Raw genomic sequence first — 16,503 nt, forward strand, 5'->3', positions numbered from 1 at the left:
TAAATTACACAGATATACTATTTAAAAAATCATTATTATCCTCTCTGCGCCAACAACGTCGCAAAATGCTGTTTAATCCGATTTCCCTCTGCATCGACCCGATGTAACTCCCCTACATTTTCATTGTATTTAACAATGTTCCAACCCTCATACAAAGCACTTAATTCCCCTGTTTTAAATGCAAAAGGAAAGTCAGCCTGCGCAGGCATGTCTGGCATATCCATCGCACACACGATCAAGTTAAATCCATTTACATTTGTGGCTTGTTGCATCTGCGCAATCAATGGTTTCACAGTTGGAGCTTCTAAAAACATCATCACCACCGTACAGCAAATAAAGTCATATGTGCCTGTAATGCTTGGGTCAGCATTTAAATCACGCTGTTGTATGTGAATATTTTGAATACCTTCAGCATCTATAATCTGCTGTAACTTTTGCAAACTATTAGAATTAACATCCCAAGCATCCACCTCAAAGCTATGCCGACTCAACTGACTTAAATACAGTGCATTACGCCCCTGCCCGCAGCCCACATCTAAAGCACGACCGCCTTGCAAATACAGCGTAGCAGCCAAAATTTCTGAGTGAGTGGGTGAAAGCTGATATTTCTTATAAAAATAATCTTGTGGCGTACAGTAAAATTGCAGCTGACATTCAATGTCACCACTGGTCGAAACAATCTTGTGCCATGCTTGAGGCTCAATAAACGGCGGCTGTTGCTCCGCACTAAAGATATGCTCAGACTGCACCACACCTGTTTCATCTAAAAAAGCAAACTTCAATTCACCTTGATAAATCTTTAACTTTGCCCAAGTGCCCGCTTTGGTATTGTGTTGATTTTTAAATCCCTGTGGAATGGTCTGCGCTGTCCACACAGGAAGTTCTTTATAACAAATCAATTCTTGCATAAGCTTATTTCCCACTTTGCGTTGTCCAGTGCATATTTTTTATTGAAGCGCTTGCATGATCATAGTCAGTTCATGCTCGGATTGAAATCCATTCACTCAGCGTATTGAAATATCGAATCTGTATGCAACAAAAAAATATTGCCGTTTAATTTATCGATCAGCTCAGCATGCAGCCATTCCATCTATTTGTCTTTATCCATATAAAATAAGACACCAATTTTCAATACTATGTTCAATTCTATCTAGCTATTCATCAAAACCGTGTTATTCCATCTATTCAAACTGCTTCGTTTTGACGCCTTTTTGAACATTTTAATGTTAGGCTTAAGCACAATTAAAAATTCAGTTTGCATAAATTTCAAATCATTAGGAGTAAATAGATGTTTTCATTACCAGTAAAAACAATAATCAGTTTAGGAATGATTGGAACCATACTCACAGGCTGCGCAACCAAAACCCTCATCACCAAAGACACGCAAACCTACACCAGAACCACCAAAGTGACGCTCGTTGAAGATACGGTGGTTGCTTTTGGCAAACCTGCTCAAACAGCAACTCAGTTACCACAAAATAGTTTAGTCATCGCTGGACAAAAAAATAGCTATATTTTGACTCAAGGTGGCGCACAGTTTGTGAATTTAATCAGCAAACTTGATCCTAGCAACATTCAAATGACCAAAGAGCTGCAATTTTTCTCTGAAAAAAATGATGGTCATTTTTCAGGAATTTTGCCTTTATCTTATGTCAAATTACAAGAAGATATTAGCAAAAAGGATTTAGCATTTTTTATCGAAAATGGTGCTGAAGAATGTTCAACTTCAAGCGATAGACGCATGAATGCTCAACGCTTTTGCTTTAATTTAAAATTAGCAGGCGTGGTCTACCCTGTTGCGAATAATATTGCTTCGCTAAAAGCATTAAGTAAACCTTATCAAGTGACGATCTATACCAACAATCAAGAAAGTTATAAATCAAGTTCAAAAATGAATCCCTTAGAAAAGTTGGTTTTACTGCCATTTGCAGTCGCAATTGATGTTATTTCTTTACCTTTTCAAGCAGCTGAAAAGATTTTTGATTAATTCAATTTAATTGTTTGTCGCTATCGAAGCTGTTTAATTCTTCATTAGTGTAATAAAAAAATCCCCACTAACTGCTAATGCCAGTCAGTTAATAAATTGACTGGCTTTTTATTTTAAATTCATAATGTTATTCGATACGCGGAAACGTCATCCGCAACTGTTCGAGGCAAGACTACTTTGGAAAAGTACAGTTTCTGCGATTTATTAATTAGTAAAAGGTATTTGGCGAGTTTTGCGGATGACAAATGCCTTTGATTACTTTGGGCTTATCCAAAGTAATAAATGAGCTCCAAATATTGGCTTTAAAAAATATAAGACTCCGTTGTAAAGAACTAAAAAGCTAAGGAGTTTATTACAAAACTCTTTAACTGACTGGCATTAGCTAATTGCAGGGGATTTTGATTTAAAAACCTTTAACAGTACGGCGAACTCCCCCTTCCCTTCAAAAGTCACAGAAAAAAATTTAAAACCATACTGGTGATGCTCTTTTGATTTCTCTGCATCACTTTGAATACATGAATATCAGGTCATCTCCAACCATTGATAGCATGTAACCATTGCGCAACATCCTGTTATAACTCTGTAATTTTAGTGGAATATTCACACAATTAACGATGACTTATTCAGCATAGCTCAGAACTGAAAAACAATAAGCGATACCATGTAGGACTTCAAATATTCCATCTTATTTATTCAGGATTGTGACTCATGAATGCTATTCAAACAGCTATGGCACTGGTTTTCGTTGCAGCTACGACATCAGCAATGGCGACTGCACCAGTAGAAGCAACTCCAGCTGCAAAAGTAGCCGTTGTTAAAGCACACGTTAAAGCAGATACCGTTCAAACGACAACTGTTGCAAAAGAACACGCTAAAGCCACAACGACTGCTGTTGCAAACAAAGTGGCAGAAGTGAAAGATGCTACTGCCCAAAAAATTGTTGCGGCAAAAGATGCAACGATTACTCAAACGACTGAAGCAAAAGACACTGTTGCTGCTGAAACAGAAGAGGTAAAACAAGCTGTAACTGAACAAGTTGTTCAAGCTGAAGAGAAAGTTGAAGCAGTAAAAACTGAAGAGAAAAAATCATTCTTCTCTTGGTTTAAAAAGAAAGCTGCGTAATTTCAGCTTAAAACCAAAGTATGTATGAATACTTTATAAAAAAGGATGCTATTGATTAGTATCCTTTTTTTAAATCAAAATATTCGTGTTTATGTCGATAACAGCACATAGTGCTATTCGGTGCACTTCCTGCTGCTAGGAACAGATGATCTATCTCACCAAGCAATCAACGATTCACAATACCCAATGAAATTTGCTCTCGACTAATTTGTACATTGGTTGCATTACGGTCTATACCAAAAGGTGCGAGCATAATATACAAACCTTCTCGGGGATCAGGAGATTGCAAACCTTTTGCAATTGCCAAAACATGTTGCTGCAATGCCAGTGGCAAGCTGTTTAAATCGGGTATTGGCCCCTCAGGCACAAGTTCTAAAGTGGTCACAATGGTTGGATCAACCACAAAGCTTTGAGTATCCAGCTGTATTTTCATGACTCTATGCTGCAAAGCTCTGACTTCTTGAGGGTCTTCTTGATATTGAATGATCCCTGTTTCAGCTCTTAATTCAGGCTCTGCCAATGTTCTTAACATCGGCAGTTCAACGGTGTCAGCAAAAGCTGTAGAGAGAGGAAAATTTACAGCAAGTATAGCAACAGCAAAAGACACATATTTTAGGAGATTCATGGCAGCTCTACTCAAAAAAGAAAAGTAAATAAACAACCTTCAACAGCTATAATTATATAATAAACCATCAAATGAATAACCTTTGCGCCGATCAATGGTCTTAGACAAATTCCAACGTTTGTTCAAAAATAATTTAATTTTTCCTCTTTAACCAGATCAAATTCTGCATCAAAAGCACAACATTAAATTCACTAAAATTTTAAAAATCATAATGTTAACTTCGTTGTATGGCATGAGTATCTTACTTATAAAGCAACTGACTAAAACTTTATTTTTTCACTGTTCCTACACGTAGCAGTACAGGAAATGTTACATCTAAGTATTCAGGTGCAGTTTTTAAGGCATTTGAAATCAACTGAAGTGGATCATCAGCATGCTGTTCTTGATAATGTTTCAGTGCTGACCATGTATTTAAATAACTCAGCAATTGCTGCGCTGTCCATTGGTATTGCAAAGACAGTGCTGGTACAACCTTTTCTTGAAAAGGAAACGGCATGGTTTGATAGCATTCATCAATATAACGGCGCTCACTGTCCCAATAGTCCTTTAAGGTTTCAAAATACAACTGTTGAATCAAATGATTCAGGGCAGCATCTTGGAGCTGAATTAAGCCATAGCCAATAGCAGCCACCACACCTTGCGGTTTAAGCACGCGTTTCACTTCGCTATAAAATGCCTCAAAGTCAAACCAATGAATGGCTTGAGCAACTGTGACCAAATCTATAGATTGCGTGGGAATACTGGTTTGCTCTGCCGCTTGCACTTGATAGCTGACATTTTCAAAATAAGGCGCATGTTGTAACTGTGCATCGCTAATATCGGTTGCCACTACATGATCGAAATATGGTGCTAACAACTGGGTGAATTGCCCAGAACCTGCCCCACAATCCCATGCAAAGCCACTCTCAGGCACATGTTGTAAAATTTCTTTTAAAATCTGTATGGAATAGTTTGGACGGGCTTGTTTATAGCGCAGACTATGCTGAGAAAAGAGATCTTTCATTGTTTTAATGTTCAAATCAATTTTTATAAAATGACTATACTCAGAAAAATAACCCACTGTCATGCAACTTGTCTGACAATTTTAAGCATAAAAAAACCCCCAAACAATGTTTGGGGGTTTTTTGAATATGGTGGCGAGACCCAGGTTCGAACTGGGGACACACGGATTTTCAATCCGTTGCTCTACCGACTGAGCTATCACGCCAATGCCGTGTATTAAGCCGTATCTCAGGACATTAGTCAATATAATTCATCACATTTTTATTTGATTGAATATTTTTTACCCAAAAAAAATCCCTGATGGGATCAGGGATTGAAATCTTGAAATAGATTTTGAATATGGTGGCGAGACCCAGGTTCGAACTGGGGACACACGGATTTTCAATCCGTTGCTCTACCGACTGAGCTATCACGCCAATGTCGCGTATTAAACAGTTTAAGTGTTTTTCAGTCAAGTGACTTTTATGCTTTTTAAAACAAGTGATTATTTTTACAGCAAATTCACAGTTATTTGCTTATTTTTTATTGAATACTCAACCGAGTATTTAATCTTTGACCTTTTTAGCGCATAAAAAAGCAGCTCAATGGCTGCTTCTTTATCATTCAATTCAGCTTAAATTTTTTCTAAATTTGCCAAGCAACGGTGAATTGCACCACATCCGGGTTCAAAAACTTTAACGCCTTTTGCCTCTTCCATGCGGCAGACTTCACTCACCAGCCTTTCTGCAACACCACGCCCACGGTTGGCAGGGTGAACCACAATATTTTCCAAGGTCTTACTTTCCCCTTGTCCAGTACACCAAATTGCCCCAATCACTTTAGTATTAAATTCTGCTGTGTAAACTAAGGTATACTGAGCCAAGTTTTGCTCTAGTTGTTCAATGGCATCCTGCCCATCTCCAAATTCTGGGCTGGTGTCATACAGTCGCTCAAGCTGGCTGCGCACTTCGTCATTTTCTAGTGAAGTATAAGCATGTACGGTAATAGGCATTGATTAACCCTCCTGAGCAATCTAATATGCGGTGATTTCGTCACCGCGAAAAAACATTTTACATCATCATTTTTGACGTTTTTGAGGAACGTGTCTATGACGCAGCGTATCAGTGAAGTGGTAAGAAACACTAACGAAACCAAAATTCGAGTTCGTGTGAATCTTGATGGTACGGGTCAAGGCACCCTCAATACAGGTGTTCCATTTTTAGACCATATGATCGATCAAATCAAGCGACACGGCTTATTTGATATCGACATTCACTGTGATGGTGATTTGGATATCGACGATCATCATACCGTAGAAGATTGTGGTATCACGCTTGGTCAAGCATTTGCACAAGCCTTGGGTGACAAAAAAGGCCTCCGTCGTTATGGTCATTTTTATGCACCACTAGATGAAGCTTTAAGTCGTGTCGTGGTCGATTTATCTGGTCGTCCCGGCTTATGGATGGATATTCCATTCACTCGCGCACGTATTGGTACCTTTGATGTTGATCTATTCTCTGAATTTTTTCAAGGCTTTGTGAATCATGCACTGATGACATTGCATATTGATAACTTGAAAGGCAAAAATAGTCATCACCAAATTGAATGTGTATTTAAAGCCTTCGCACGTGCACTGCGTATGGCTTGTGAAATTGACCCACGTGCAGAAAACACAGTGGCTTCAACCAAAGGAACCTTGTAATGACCCGTATTGCCCTTCTTGATTATGGCATGGGAAATTTACACTCTGCTGCCAAAGCCTTAGAACACGTTGGCGCAACGGTAGATGTGACCAATGATCCCAAACTGATTGCCCAAGCCGATAAAATTGTCTTTCCCGGTGTCGGTGCGATGCGTGATTGTATGCAAGGCATGCATGAAGCAGGCATTGATGACGTGGTACGCCGTGCTGTATTTAATAAGCCTGTGTTGGCGATTTGTGTCGGTATGCAAGCATTGATGCAACACTCTGAGGAAAATGGCGGTGCAGATGCACTGGGTATTTTTGAAGGTGAAGTGAAGCGTTTCCCTGATGTGGCTGGTTTAAAAGTACCTCATATGGGCTGGAACCAAGTGCATCAGGCAGATCCAAGCCATCCTATGTGGAAAGACATTGAACAAGATGCGCGTTTCTACTTCGTACATAGTTTCTATGTTGAACCGAAAAATGCCGATCTTGTCGCTGCAACCTGTGATTACGGTTTAGAATTCTGTACGGCAATTCATCAAGAAAACTTGTTCGCGACTCAGTTCCATCCAGAAAAAAGTCATACCGCAGGTTTACAATTATTGAAAAACTTCGTGGAATGGGATATTTAATTTTATTCCCGCAAAAAAGCCCGCATCATGCGGGCTTTTTTATTGATGTACTATCTGCTGTTTAATCTTGGCTAAAAACCGATTATTATTTGACTGCTTGTTAAAAAGACCAACTAAAAAACTGGAACATAATAATGAATAACTCTGTAAATGACTCTGTGCTGAATGCTGCTGGGCGCTTTAGTCGCTTTTCTTACCTGGGATGGAATGGCCTCTTATTACTCGTCATGATGCTTCTAGGCATCATCGTTGCCATAGCACTCCCTAGTTCTGCTCCAGACACGAATCAAGATATGCCTGTCTTTGCCATGATTATTTTAGGCATACTGTATATTGCCCTCATTTACTTTAGTTTTATTTTCGCTGTTCGCCGCCTGCATGACCGCAATCACAGCGGCTGGCTCTCTTTGCTGATGCTGGTGCCTTTTGTGAATATTGCTATGGCGCTGTATTTAACTTTTGCCAAAGGCGATGCGTATGCAAACCAGTTTGGTTTGCCAAGAGTAACGCGAACATGGGAAAAAGTTTTGGGTTGGATTTATGTGTTAATTTTCCCCATCGGCATTTTAGCCGCCATTGCGATACCCGCTTATCAAGACTATGTGCAGCGCGCTGATCAAGGGCAAATCGAAATACAGCAAAAAGCTGAATAACGGTACACATTCAACACTGCACTAAAGCCTGTACTTTTGCGGGCTTTATTTTTGCCATTACTCTAAAAACACGTTAGTCTTCAAAAAAGCTTAAGTTTTATTTCTTATGAATAATTTCAGCCTTAATTCAGTTTTACCCAGCAAAGAACAAATTCAGCAATTACCTATCTTTCAAAATCTTCCATTACAACAAATTCAGGTCATTCATTCGCTGCAACAATGCCATGCCATTGAACAAGAACTCAAAACGTGTGCCCTATTCGGTTTTGATACTGAATCTAAACCAACCTTTAACAAAGGTGAAGTTTCAACTGGCCCACACCTCATTCAATTGGCAAGTCGTGACAAAGCCTATTTATTTCAGATTAGCCCCGCAATACTTGAGTTCCTAAAACCGATTTTTGAAAATAAAAATCAAATGAAAGTTGGCTTTGGTTTAAAAAACGATGCTCATTTATTCCGTAAAAAAGGCATTGAACTGCATAATGTGATTGAATTATCTAAATGTTTTTCAGCCTTTGGCTTGAGCAATCCAATGGGGCTAAAAAATGCTATGGCGCTTTTATTTCAAGTTAATTTCCCCAAAAGTAAAAAAACAAGCACCTCCAACTGGGCACGAAAAATACTGACCCCACATCAAATTGAATATGCAGCGGCCGATGCTTATGCACCTGTACTGGTTTTTGAAGAATTATTACGCTTGGGTCTATTGCCCAAAACCATGACCCGTCATTTATTCAAATTCAGCATGCAGCCAAACACAATAAAAGCTGAAACTGATGCTTAGAAATTTGGCAATATTTTGCTAAGATTGCACCTAATACATTCTTTATAAGATTTGGCTAGGAGCGCAAGCATGCTGATCATTCCAGCAATTGACCTGAAAGATGGCAAATGTGTCCGTTTAAAACAAGGTCGTATGGAAGACGATACCGTATTTTCTGACGATCCCGTTGCAACTGCACAGCATTGGGTCAATGAAGGCGCACGTCGCTTACATTTGGTCGATTTAAATGGTGCTTTCGCAGGTACGCCAATTCATAAGCCTGTGGTTGAAGCTATTGCACGCGCACAGCCAGAGCTTCCTATCCAGATTGGTGGTGGTATTCGCTCACTTGAAACCATTGAACACTATTTAGATGCTGGCGTATCTTTTGTGATTATTGGCACTAAAGCTGTGCAAGATCCTGCATTTGTTGAAGAAGCATGTAAGAAATTTGCTGGTCATATTATTGTTGGCATCGATGCCATGAACGGTATGGTCGCAACGGATGGTTGGGCTAATATCACCGATATTAAAGCCACCGATTTAGCAAAACGTTTTGCCGATGCTGGCGTATCAAGCATTGTTTATACAGATATTGCGCGTGATGGCATGATGCAAGGTGTGAACATTGAGCAAACCGTGAATTTGGCAACGTATTCAGGCTTACCTGTAATTGCGTCTGGTGGTGTCACCAACCTTGATGATGTCCGCAACCTCAAAGGTCAACCGGGCATTTTAGGTGCAATTACCGGTCGTGCCATTTACGAAGGCACATTGAATCTTCGTGAAGCTCAATCTTTGTGGGATAACGAATCTCTCTAAAATTAGAGATGCTAAAAAGAGGTCTTCGGACCTCTTTTTAATGCTTAAAATTTAGTACACCACATTGCGAATAAATTTGACGGTTTTGTCACCCCAGTTCTGATAACAGTATTTTACTGCGCTGGAATACACCAGTGAATCTCCTGCATGCAAAACCTTTGGTATACCCGCCACATCCAGTGTTAACTGCCCTTCAATCACATACAGCATTTCATGCCAGCCTTGTGGATCAGGTTCTGCTTGATACTGCTCTTTGGGTTCAAGCGACCACACCCAAAGCTCCACGACTTGTTTTGCCGGTATCGATGTCATTAGCTTAGCAAAACTTTGTTTGCTTTTTCCTTGCCATGCCAATTCATTAATCACAGCCTGATCCTGCTGACTCAGGGGACTGACTAATGTGGCAAAATCGACCCCTAGTCCACTCGCAATTAAACTCAGTTTGGCGAGACTAATATTATCCTGACCTGATTCAATGCCAGCAATCATACGCCGACTTACCCCAGCTAAATCAGCCAATTGTTGCTGGCTTAAGTGCTTTAAATCTCGAAAATAGCGCACATTATGGCTGACATGTTGTAAGACTTGGCTGTGCTGACTCATTCTCTTTCACTCTAAAGTAATGTGTATTATATTGCACAAAAGATAAAAATGAAGCAATATGTGTGCAATATACTGCACAAAAATCACCATGAATCAATCGCTGAAGCTACAATCCAAAGCACCACAGATTGCCCTGATCCTGATTACCCTCATTTGGGGGGGCACATTTTTAACCGTGCAATATGGTTTAAATTTTTCTAGTCCGATGTTTTTTGTCGGCTGCCGTTTTGCGGCAGCCACGCTGGCTGTCGGACTGATTTCCCTATCTGATTTAAAAGGCATGACCAAACAAGATGTGTACGCAGGCAGTTTAATTGGATTAACCATTGTTCTCGGTTATGGGACGCAAACTATCGGCTTACAAAGCATTAGTAGCAGTGAATCGGCTTTTTTGACTGCACTCTATGTCCCTTTAGTGCCGGTTTTATTATGGCTGCTTTTCCGTAAAATACCGCATGTCATGACTTGGATTGGGAGCATTTTTGCTTTTGTCGGTCTAATCTTTTTAACCGGTAATGGCTTCCAGCAAATTTCGTTAAACTTTGGACAAAGCTTAACGATACTCGGTTCAATCGCCATTGCATTAGAAATTATTTTCATTGGTTATTTTGCAGGAAAGGTGAATATTCAACGTGTTACCGTGATTCAACTTGCAGTAGCCTCATTACTCGCTTTTGCCTCAATGCCTTTGGTCGGTGAACACCATCTTCCTGATTTTTCTTGGATCTTGGTTGCAATCACTGTTGGATTAGGATTAGCCAGCGCACTCATTCAGCTCACCATGAACTGGGCACAACGTTCTGTTGCACCTTCACAAGCGGCTATTATTTATGCCGGTGAGCCTGTTTGGGCAGCACTCTTTGGGCGAATTGCGGGTGAACGTTTGCCTATCCTTGCTTTATTGGGTGGCTTACTGGTCGTCGTTGGGGTGATTTTAAGTGAGTGGAAACCGAAGTTTTTAAATAAAACAGGCCATAAAAAAGAGTTCCAATAGAACTCTTTTTTGCTTAAACGTTCAAATCAAACTACTGATACATCGCCTGATTATCATTCAATTTGATAATACCGCGAATGGCACGATAGACAATCCAAATCCAAGAAGTTGCCACCACTAAAATACAGAACGTGGTTGCAAGCAGTGCAACACCTGCGAAAAGATCGACATTTTCACCGGTAAAAAACAAGAAAAAGAAGGGAATAAAGGCAATAATATTCCAAGCCAAATACCACCAAAAGGTGCGAATTTGCCAAGTGAAGTGACTTGCAAAAATAGAACCACGGACATCGCTGCGTTTGACATAGTTAATAATTAATGCCACCACAGCCAACAATCCGCCAGAAAAAATAGCAATAATATAAAGGACATAGAGCACTAAAGTCAGCGTACGATTGGCATCTTTGTCGATAGAATAATTCATTGTTATACCTTTTAAAGTCGTCATTCTCTTTTAAAACTTCAGCACATTTAAAGGAGAAATGAGCCATAGGATCAAAAGAATGTTTAACCCTATGGTACAAAAATAAATCTTTCTAAACGGTTGTTTTTCTGTTTTATGTCGCAATTTTTCCTGTGCCAGCCAAGCTGTAGGCCAACCGCCCAGAAAAGATAAAATATGTAAAGTCTGTTCAGGTACACGGCGATTGCCCTGTAGCGCCGCTTCTTTATCTTGTGCATACATCCAATAGGTCATGGCATTAATAATACTAATAAACAACAACACCATTCCATTGAGTAATCCAGCGATGCTAAAAACAGCCAGTGCCAAGATATAAGCAATACAGGCGATTTGCATCGCTTTTAATTTTTGTTGTTGCTGCCCATTTTCTTTTTTAAGTTTCGTGATTTTTTCCTGCATTTGTGATGCTTTGAGATAGGTCGCTTGTTGTGCACGGAAACGTCCCTGTCCATCCAGTAAGACTTTGTATTCCAGTGCACAGCCCACGATCGGTCGTGGCCCTTGACGCGCAAAATCTTTAATATGTAAAAATACGCGATCTTTCGTAGCATCATTCGGTTGAATAAAGCCATAGCCTTTTTCATCAAACCATTCGACTAAGCGACCCTGATCACGCATGTTCACTTCCCTATTTAAGCCGTAACAAACTTTAGTCGTTCTATAAGCATATTACGCATCTCTTGTGGGTTTTTCTGCAAAATATCACCCCCAGTTCGTCCCTGTTGTGTATTTTTTTGTGCGACTTGTAAACGCATCAGCCAGAAACGTGCAGCAGCTATTGCCAAATAAATTTCCAAGCAGGCTTTTTCATCATCGGTTAATGGGCGCACCGTTTCATACGCTGCTAAAAAAGCCTGCGCTTTGACTTCATTTAAATGCACTTCAGGATATTCGGTACAGAAGTCATTTAAAGTAATGGCAATATCAAACAGAAACTCATCTTTATTCAGTTCGTAGAAATCTAGAATACCGTTGAGTTGATTGCCATTAAATAAAGTGTTATCACGGAACAAGTCGGAATGAATAAAACCTTTAGGACGATTTGGATAGACCGCAGTCAGCGCATCATACAGACCAAGGACTTCACTTAATAAAATAGCATCCGCAGGATTTAAAGTCGGTTTTAATTCTTTAGCGACTTGTAACCAATAATCATGGTTGCGATACTCTGCACGTTCAAGCGGAAAGTCTTGCAAAGCCACATGTATTTTTGCCTGTGCAATGGCAATGGCTTCTGCCTGTGCTAAAGTCGATGGCATTGGGTGTTCACCCATCATGCGCGGCGCAATTTGTGCAGGCTTGTCTTTAAGGCTATGAATCGCTTTACCCGCATAATTTAAAGGTACAGGTACAGCCAAACCCTGTTGAGCTAAATGCTCCAGTACCGGAACCAACTCCGCTGCCCCTTGCTCATCCATCTCTTCAAATACAGTCAGTACATACTGCTTCGCATTTTTACCCACCAAAAAATAGTTTGTATTTTGGATACCGCCTTGAATGGGAATCAGATCAACCACCTCTAATCCATAAGGTGCTGCAAAAGTCTGAACTTCCTGTAAAGTCAAAGTGGTATAAACCGACATAGAAAACCTGCAAAAAAACTTACATAATTTTGCTAGAATACCTGCTCCCACTATCAAGGTGTAGCACCTTCGTGGTGAAGTTTCATAATCGACTGTTATTTTTGGAAAAAATTATGCTTGCTAAACGTATTATTCCTTGCCTTGACGTAGATAATGGTCGAGTAGTGAAAGGCGTTCAATTCCTTGATATTCGTGATGCAGGCGACCCAGTTGAAGTTGCACGCCGCTATAATGAACAAGGTGCAGATGAAATTACCTTCTTAGACATTACCGCAACATCGGGTGGTCGCGATACGACTTACCGTACGGTTGAACGTATGGCTGAAAGTGTATTCGTTCCATTAACCGTAGGTGGTGGTGTGCGTAAAGTCGAAGATATTCGCTTATTGCTCAATGCCGGTGCAGATAAAGTCAGCATTAACTCTGCTGCGGTGTTTAATCCAGAGTTTGTTCAAGAAGCGTCACAACGATTTGGTGCACAATGTATTGTGGTGGCCATTGATGCTAAAAAAACCGGCGAAAACAAATGGGAAATTTTCACCCATGGCGGTCGTAAACCAACAGGGATTGATGCCATTGAATGGGCGGTGCAAATGGCCGATTTCGGTGCAGGTGAGCTGCTGATCACCTCTATGGATGCTGATGGTACTAAAGCGGGTTATGATCTGGCTTTAATGCGTCAAATCAATGACCGCGTTACCATTCCAACCATTGCTTCTGGCGGTGTAGGCACCTTACAACATTTAGCCGATGGTATTTTAAAAGGTGGTGCAGATGCCGTTTTAGCCGCATCCATTTTCCACTTTGGTCAGCACACCATTCCTGAAGCGAAACAATATCTTGCAGCTCAAGGTATTGAAATGCGTCTTTAATAGAGCCATTGACCATCAAGCTAAAAAAGAGTGTTTAAAGAACACTCTTTTTTTATTGCCTATACAAAATATCAAGCCTGAATTCATAGCGCTACTTTAATGGGTTGTTATGCTGATTCTGCTTTTGTTCAGCAAGTTTATGTTTAAGTGAAGTATAAAAATCAGTCATCTTATTTGGGCTGCTTGCTATCCCATCGTGCAGAAAAAATTGAAATCCAGCAACATTCAACCAATAGAAAGCAGCATGTTCAGCGTAATTTTTGCATACCGGAGTATAAAATTTTAAGATAAAAAAAAGGAGCCTTTAAGACTCCCTATAAACTCAAAAAACGACAGCGCGTGGTTTCTTGCAATCTCTAAAACATAGCATAAAAAAGATAAATCTGACTCAAGCAATTGATGTTATAACTGACTGGAGCAGCAAATATAAATTAAAAAATCAGCACAATATTGACCATTCATGCCAAAAATATTGACAAATCACGACAACAACACCCAAACAGGCTACATGATTCAGCAGAGATCAATGCATCAAATCAACGCCATTAAACGCAAAATCTAAGGAAACCTATTTTTATACCTCTACCTTTAACTCCAATTTAGACACTTTTTCTACCCATTTAGCCGGAAAATAACGTTCTGCCACAGAATTGAGTACTTTTGAAAGCGGTTGCGGAAGTGCAATACCCAATGGATTTTGTTCTTGTAGATTTTCTGAAGAAATCACCCGTGTTCCCAAAATATAATCAAACCAAGGCTTAGTCACACACCAATTGGCATCCTGATTCGAATTCATATGATGGTCATAGTGCCACGGGATTTTTTTCATTGCCCAATCTGGCTCTAAATGGGCACGACGATGAATGTAATAATAATTACACGCACTATAAACCGCTGCCGCTGCCATTCCCTTCGATACTGGATAAAACAATACACTGGCTGCACTAGCCACCACAGCTACAGAAATGATTTCATTTTTAGTGCGCCAATTCGAAATTCCTTCGACGTAGCCATGATCATTAAAATCGGTTTTACGCACTTCACGATGGTGTTCCCAATGTGACTTCATACTGTCGGGTACGGGGCTATAACGTGGTTTTCCACTACGATGTGTACCATGCAAAATATACTTATGCGCCACCCATTCAAAGCCATTGGCCACCACCAATCCAACCAAAAAACCTTTCCACATTTTCATTTACTCCTTATATAGTATTGAATATAGGGGATGAAATGTGCTAAATATTGACTGTGAAATGGAACTTCATTGACAAATTACGACAACAAAAAGATTAAAGATTAAAATGCAGCAATTTAAGGATTACACAGGCTCTGTCTACGGTGGACTTGGACATTTACTTTACGCTTATAGCCAAGCCAAAGGCTTAGCTATTTCTGAAAAACTGCAACAAGTTCAAAACTTAGAACGCTTTGACTACAGTCTTTGGCGCGACTTACTGACAGACATCGAACAGCATATTCAAGTCCCGGCACTGGGCTTAAATATTGCTGAATATGTACAACCGAAACATCTGGGAATCATTGCTTATATTGCATTGTCTTGTAATAGCTTAGGGGAGGCTTTGTATCGTTATCATGACTTTCATCGCCTGCTTTACGATGGTAGTCCTTTAGAGGTCAATATACAGGGCGACTATGTCGCGATTAACTGGGGCAATATCCCCTTTAACCTGACCACTCAAGTGACCAATGAAATTGCGATTGCATTAATGCTGCAATTTCTTCGCCTTTTTATGGAATTTAAAACGGTTCATATCCATGAGGTTCATTTTACCCATCCAGCGCCCAAAAATGTTGCGCTATATGAGCAATATTTCGGTTGCAGAGTCCGCTTCTCCCAAGCCATCGCGCAAATTATTTTACCTATTCAAGAACTGGCAAAACCGTTTCGTCAAGGTGACCAGACCTTACAACAATTGCTGATGCAACAAGCGCAAGCCTTATTAGAAAAACTACCTCATTCCACACAGCTCGATCAGCGTATTCAACAGGCCATTTTAACCGGCTTACAAAAAAACCTGTATCAGATTGAACCTATCGCTAAACAATTAAATATGTCGGTACGGCAACTGCAACGCCACTTACAACAACAAGGCACGACCTATCAACAACGGATGCAAGAAGTTCGGCATCTATTGGCGGAACAATATTTAAGAGATCCACATTTAGCGTTGCAAGAAATCGCGTTATTGTTGAGTTACTCGGAACAAAGTGCTTTTCAACGTGCCTTTAAACACTGGACGGGTTCGACCCCGCAACAATGGCGCAAACAACAAGAATAAAAATATCCCATCATGTTGTGATTAAGAAAGGTTTCATTTTCGATCAATAAAAAGTTCGATTTAATGCTTTATAGGCACTTTTTCTGATGTTCCACATGGAACACGGTAATCACTCAAATTTTATAAAAATGGATTTTCAATTTCCTGTTCATCTTGACGCTCAATTTTTTCAGGCAAATTTTGTTCATTTTCTAAAGCACTCACTACATCATTTAAAAAGGCTTGTAAAACTTTAGCCGCCTGTAAACCGGCCTGATCTTTGGTGAGCTGCAAATTACCATAAATACTGACGCAATCTTCTTGGTTTTCCAGCGTTAAATCATGTATCGCATGTGACGCTGTCGCATTTTCAAAAGGTTTAAACATGGCCTGCTCACTGATCTTTATTGTTTTTAAAAAACTAGGATGAT

The 16,503-nt window shown here is 40.0% G+C and carries 20 protein-coding genes and 2 tRNA genes; 10 read left to right on the plus strand and 12 right to left on the minus strand.

The features are described 5' to 3' along the window. Window positions 1-35 precede the first annotated feature (35 nt). A complete protein-coding gene (gene tehB / locus F994_RS11690) occupies window positions 36-908 on the minus strand; it encodes an SAM-dependent methyltransferase TehB (RefSeq protein WP_004650687.1) in 873 nt (290 codons plus the stop codon). A gap of 380 nt (window positions 909-1,288) precedes the next feature. Between tehB and F994_RS11695 the strand changes: the two genes are divergently transcribed. Both F994_RS11695 and F994_RS17005 read left to right on the plus strand, forming a co-directional pair. Continuing rightward, window positions 1,289-1,987: a YidX family protein gene (locus F994_RS11695; protein WP_004650688.1), complete on the plus strand. Its 699-nt coding sequence runs from the start codon at window positions 1,289-1,291 to the stop codon at window positions 1,985-1,987. 708 nt (window positions 1,988-2,695) lie between these two features. Then, a complete protein-coding gene (locus F994_RS17005; RefSeq protein WP_004650689.1) occupies window positions 2,696-3,109 on the plus strand; it encodes a hypothetical protein in 414 nt (137 codons plus the stop codon). Between the two features lie 166 nt (window positions 3,110-3,275). Here the strand turns inward: F994_RS17005 and F994_RS11705 are convergent, their stop codons facing one another. The 5 genes from F994_RS11705 to F994_RS11725 form a co-directional block, all read right to left on the minus strand. Continuing rightward, window positions 3,276-3,734 carry a hypothetical protein gene (locus tag F994_RS11705; RefSeq protein ID WP_004650690.1) on the minus strand — a complete coding sequence of 153 codons (459 nt, stop codon included), beginning with the start codon at window positions 3,732-3,734 and terminating at the stop codon, window positions 3,276-3,278. Between the two features lie 268 nt (window positions 3,735-4,002). Further along, window positions 4,003-4,737 (minus strand): class I SAM-dependent methyltransferase, encoded by a 735-nt coding sequence (locus F994_RS11710; RefSeq protein WP_034697167.1) that lies wholly within the window; start codon window positions 4,735-4,737, stop codon window positions 4,003-4,005. Between the two features lie 128 nt (window positions 4,738-4,865). Then, window positions 4,866-4,941, minus strand: a tRNA-Phe gene (locus F994_RS11715). Between the two features lie 135 nt (window positions 4,942-5,076). Continuing rightward, window positions 5,077-5,152 (minus strand) — tRNA-Phe (locus F994_RS11720). Between the two features lie 197 nt (window positions 5,153-5,349). Then, window positions 5,350-5,727 carry a GNAT family N-acetyltransferase gene (locus F994_RS11725; RefSeq protein WP_004650692.1) on the minus strand — a complete coding sequence of 126 codons (378 nt, stop codon included), beginning with the start codon at window positions 5,725-5,727 and terminating at the stop codon, window positions 5,350-5,352. Between the two features lie 96 nt (window positions 5,728-5,823). On the opposite strand from F994_RS11725, the gene hisB reads away from it, so the two are divergent. The 5 genes from hisB to hisA all read left to right on the plus strand — a co-directional run bounded on the left by hisB (window position 5,824) and on the right by hisA (window position 9,275). Next, window positions 5,824-6,417, plus strand: a complete 594-nt coding sequence (gene hisB, locus F994_RS11730) for an imidazoleglycerol-phosphate dehydratase HisB (RefSeq protein ID WP_004650693.1) — start codon at window positions 5,824-5,826, stop codon at window positions 6,415-6,417. Then, window positions 6,417-7,034, plus strand: a complete 618-nt coding sequence (gene hisH / locus F994_RS11735; RefSeq protein ID WP_004650694.1) for an imidazole glycerol phosphate synthase subunit HisH — start codon at window positions 6,417-6,419, stop codon at window positions 7,032-7,034. The genes hisB and hisH overlap by 1 nt, the downstream gene beginning before the upstream one ends. 134 nt (window positions 7,035-7,168) lie before the next feature. Continuing rightward, complete coding sequence (locus tag F994_RS11740) at window positions 7,169-7,687, plus strand: DUF805 domain-containing protein (RefSeq protein ID WP_004650696.1); 519 nt, start codon at window positions 7,169-7,171, stop codon at window positions 7,685-7,687. Between the two features lie 106 nt (window positions 7,688-7,793). Then, entirely contained in the window at window positions 7,794-8,474 is a 681-nt protein-coding gene (locus F994_RS11745) for a 3'-5' exonuclease (RefSeq protein WP_004650697.1), read from the plus strand. 69 nt (window positions 8,475-8,543) lie between these two features. After that, window positions 8,544-9,275 carry a 1-(5-phosphoribosyl)-5-[(5-phosphoribosylamino)methylideneamino]imidazole-4-carboxamide isomerase gene (hisA, locus tag F994_RS11750; RefSeq protein ID WP_004650698.1) on the plus strand — a complete coding sequence of 244 codons (732 nt, stop codon included), beginning with the start codon at window positions 8,544-8,546 and terminating at the stop codon, window positions 9,273-9,275. Between the two features lie 51 nt (window positions 9,276-9,326). On the opposite strand, the gene F994_RS11755 is transcribed toward hisA, so the two are convergent. After that, the gene (locus tag F994_RS11755; RefSeq protein WP_004650699.1) at window positions 9,327-9,878 is read right to left on the minus strand and encodes a helix-turn-helix domain-containing protein; all 552 of its coding nucleotides are present in this window, start codon (window positions 9,876-9,878) and stop codon (window positions 9,327-9,329) included. 88 nt (window positions 9,879-9,966) lie between these two features. On the opposite strand from F994_RS11755, the gene F994_RS11760 reads away from it, so the two are divergent. After that, entirely contained in the window at window positions 9,967-10,872 is a 906-nt protein-coding gene (locus F994_RS11760) for a DMT family transporter (protein ID WP_004650700.1), read from the plus strand. Between the two features lie 31 nt (window positions 10,873-10,903). Here the strand turns inward: F994_RS11760 and F994_RS11765 are convergent, their stop codons facing one another. The 3 genes from F994_RS11765 to F994_RS11775 are packed head-to-tail and all read right to left on the minus strand — an operon-like array spanning window position 10,904 to window position 12,918. Next, window positions 10,904-11,296, minus strand: coding sequence for a DUF4870 family protein (locus F994_RS11765; protein ID WP_004650701.1), 393 nt, complete (start codon window positions 11,294-11,296; stop codon window positions 10,904-10,906). A 30-nt stretch (window positions 11,297-11,326) separates the two neighbouring features. After that, the gene (locus tag F994_RS11770; protein WP_004650702.1) at window positions 11,327-11,953 is read right to left on the minus strand and encodes a DUF1294 domain-containing protein; all 627 of its coding nucleotides are present in this window, start codon (window positions 11,951-11,953) and stop codon (window positions 11,327-11,329) included. Window positions 11,954-11,967: 14 nt separating this feature from the next. Further along, a complete protein-coding gene (locus tag F994_RS11775) occupies window positions 11,968-12,918 on the minus strand; it encodes a homoserine kinase (protein ID WP_004650703.1) in 951 nt (316 codons plus the stop codon). Window positions 12,919-13,031: 113 nt separating this feature from the next. Here F994_RS11775 and hisF point away from each other — a divergent pair, with 113 nt between their 5' ends. Further along, complete coding sequence (gene hisF, locus F994_RS11780; protein ID WP_004650704.1) at window positions 13,032-13,790, plus strand: imidazole glycerol phosphate synthase subunit HisF; 759 nt, start codon at window positions 13,032-13,034, stop codon at window positions 13,788-13,790. A 574-nt stretch (window positions 13,791-14,364) separates the two neighbouring features. Here hisF and F994_RS11785 read toward each other — a convergent pair. Further along, window positions 14,365-14,982 (minus strand): sterol desaturase family protein, encoded by a 618-nt coding sequence (locus F994_RS11785; RefSeq protein ID WP_004650705.1) that lies wholly within the window; start codon window positions 14,980-14,982, stop codon window positions 14,365-14,367. Between the two features lie 112 nt (window positions 14,983-15,094). Here F994_RS11785 and F994_RS11790 point away from each other — a divergent pair, with 112 nt between their 5' ends. Beyond that, the gene (locus F994_RS11790) at window positions 15,095-16,093 is read left to right on the plus strand and encodes an AraC family transcriptional regulator (RefSeq protein WP_004650706.1); all 999 of its coding nucleotides are present in this window, start codon (window positions 15,095-15,097) and stop codon (window positions 16,091-16,093) included. Between the two features lie 120 nt (window positions 16,094-16,213). On the opposite strand, the gene F994_RS11795 is transcribed toward F994_RS11790, so the two are convergent. Continuing rightward, window positions 16,214-16,459, minus strand: coding sequence for a hypothetical protein (locus F994_RS11795; RefSeq protein ID WP_004650708.1), 246 nt, complete (start codon window positions 16,457-16,459; stop codon window positions 16,214-16,216). Window positions 16,460-16,503 lie beyond the last annotated feature (44 nt).

The organism is Acinetobacter bohemicus ANC 3994 (assembly GCF_000367925.1).
Lineage (GTDB): Bacteria > Pseudomonadota > Gammaproteobacteria > Pseudomonadales > Moraxellaceae > Acinetobacter > Acinetobacter bohemicus.

Coding starts and splice junctions, on each gene's coding strand:
- tehB (WP_004650687.1), bottom strand. CDS start 908: ATGCAAGAATTGATTTGTTATAAAGAACTTCCTGTGTGGACAGCGCAG.
- F994_RS11695 (WP_004650688.1), top strand. CDS start 1,289: ATGTTTTCATTACCAGTAAAAACAATAATCAGTTTAGGAATGATTGGA.
- F994_RS17005 (WP_004650689.1), top strand. CDS start 2,696: ATGAATGCTATTCAAACAGCTATGGCACTGGTTTTCGTTGCAGCTACG.
- F994_RS11705 (WP_004650690.1), bottom strand. CDS start 3,734: ATGAATCTCCTAAAATATGTGTCTTTTGCTGTTGCTATACTTGCTGTA.
- F994_RS11710 (WP_034697167.1), bottom strand. CDS start 4,737: ATGAAAGATCTCTTTTCTCAGCATAGTCTGCGCTATAAACAAGCCCGT.
- F994_RS11725 (WP_004650692.1), bottom strand. CDS start 5,727: ATGCCTATTACCGTACATGCTTATACTTCACTAGAAAATGACGAAGTG.
- hisB (WP_004650693.1), top strand. CDS start 5,824: ATGACGCAGCGTATCAGTGAAGTGGTAAGAAACACTAACGAAACCAAA.
- hisH (WP_004650694.1), top strand. CDS start 6,417: ATGACCCGTATTGCCCTTCTTGATTATGGCATGGGAAATTTACACTCT.
- F994_RS11740 (WP_004650696.1), top strand. CDS start 7,169: ATGAATAACTCTGTAAATGACTCTGTGCTGAATGCTGCTGGGCGCTTT.
- F994_RS11745 (WP_004650697.1), top strand. CDS start 7,794: ATGAATAATTTCAGCCTTAATTCAGTTTTACCCAGCAAAGAACAAATT.
- hisA (WP_004650698.1), top strand. CDS start 8,544: ATGCTGATCATTCCAGCAATTGACCTGAAAGATGGCAAATGTGTCCGT.
- F994_RS11755 (WP_004650699.1), bottom strand. CDS start 9,878: ATGAGTCAGCACAGCCAAGTCTTACAACATGTCAGCCATAATGTGCGC.
- F994_RS11760 (WP_004650700.1), top strand. CDS start 9,967: ATGAATCAATCGCTGAAGCTACAATCCAAAGCACCACAGATTGCCCTG.
- F994_RS11765 (WP_004650701.1), bottom strand. CDS start 11,296: ATGAATTATTCTATCGACAAAGATGCCAATCGTACGCTGACTTTAGTG.
- F994_RS11770 (WP_004650702.1), bottom strand. CDS start 11,953: ATGCGTGATCAGGGTCGCTTAGTCGAATGGTTTGATGAAAAAGGCTAT.
- F994_RS11775 (WP_004650703.1), bottom strand. CDS start 12,918: ATGTCGGTTTATACCACTTTGACTTTACAGGAAGTTCAGACTTTTGCA.
- hisF (WP_004650704.1), top strand. CDS start 13,032: ATGCTTGCTAAACGTATTATTCCTTGCCTTGACGTAGATAATGGTCGA.
- F994_RS11785 (WP_004650705.1), bottom strand. CDS start 14,982: ATGTGGAAAGGTTTTTTGGTTGGATTGGTGGTGGCCAATGGCTTTGAA.
- F994_RS11790 (WP_004650706.1), top strand. CDS start 15,095: ATGCAGCAATTTAAGGATTACACAGGCTCTGTCTACGGTGGACTTGGA.
- F994_RS11795 (WP_004650708.1), bottom strand. CDS start 16,459: ATGTTTAAACCTTTTGAAAATGCGACAGCGTCACATGCGATACATGAT.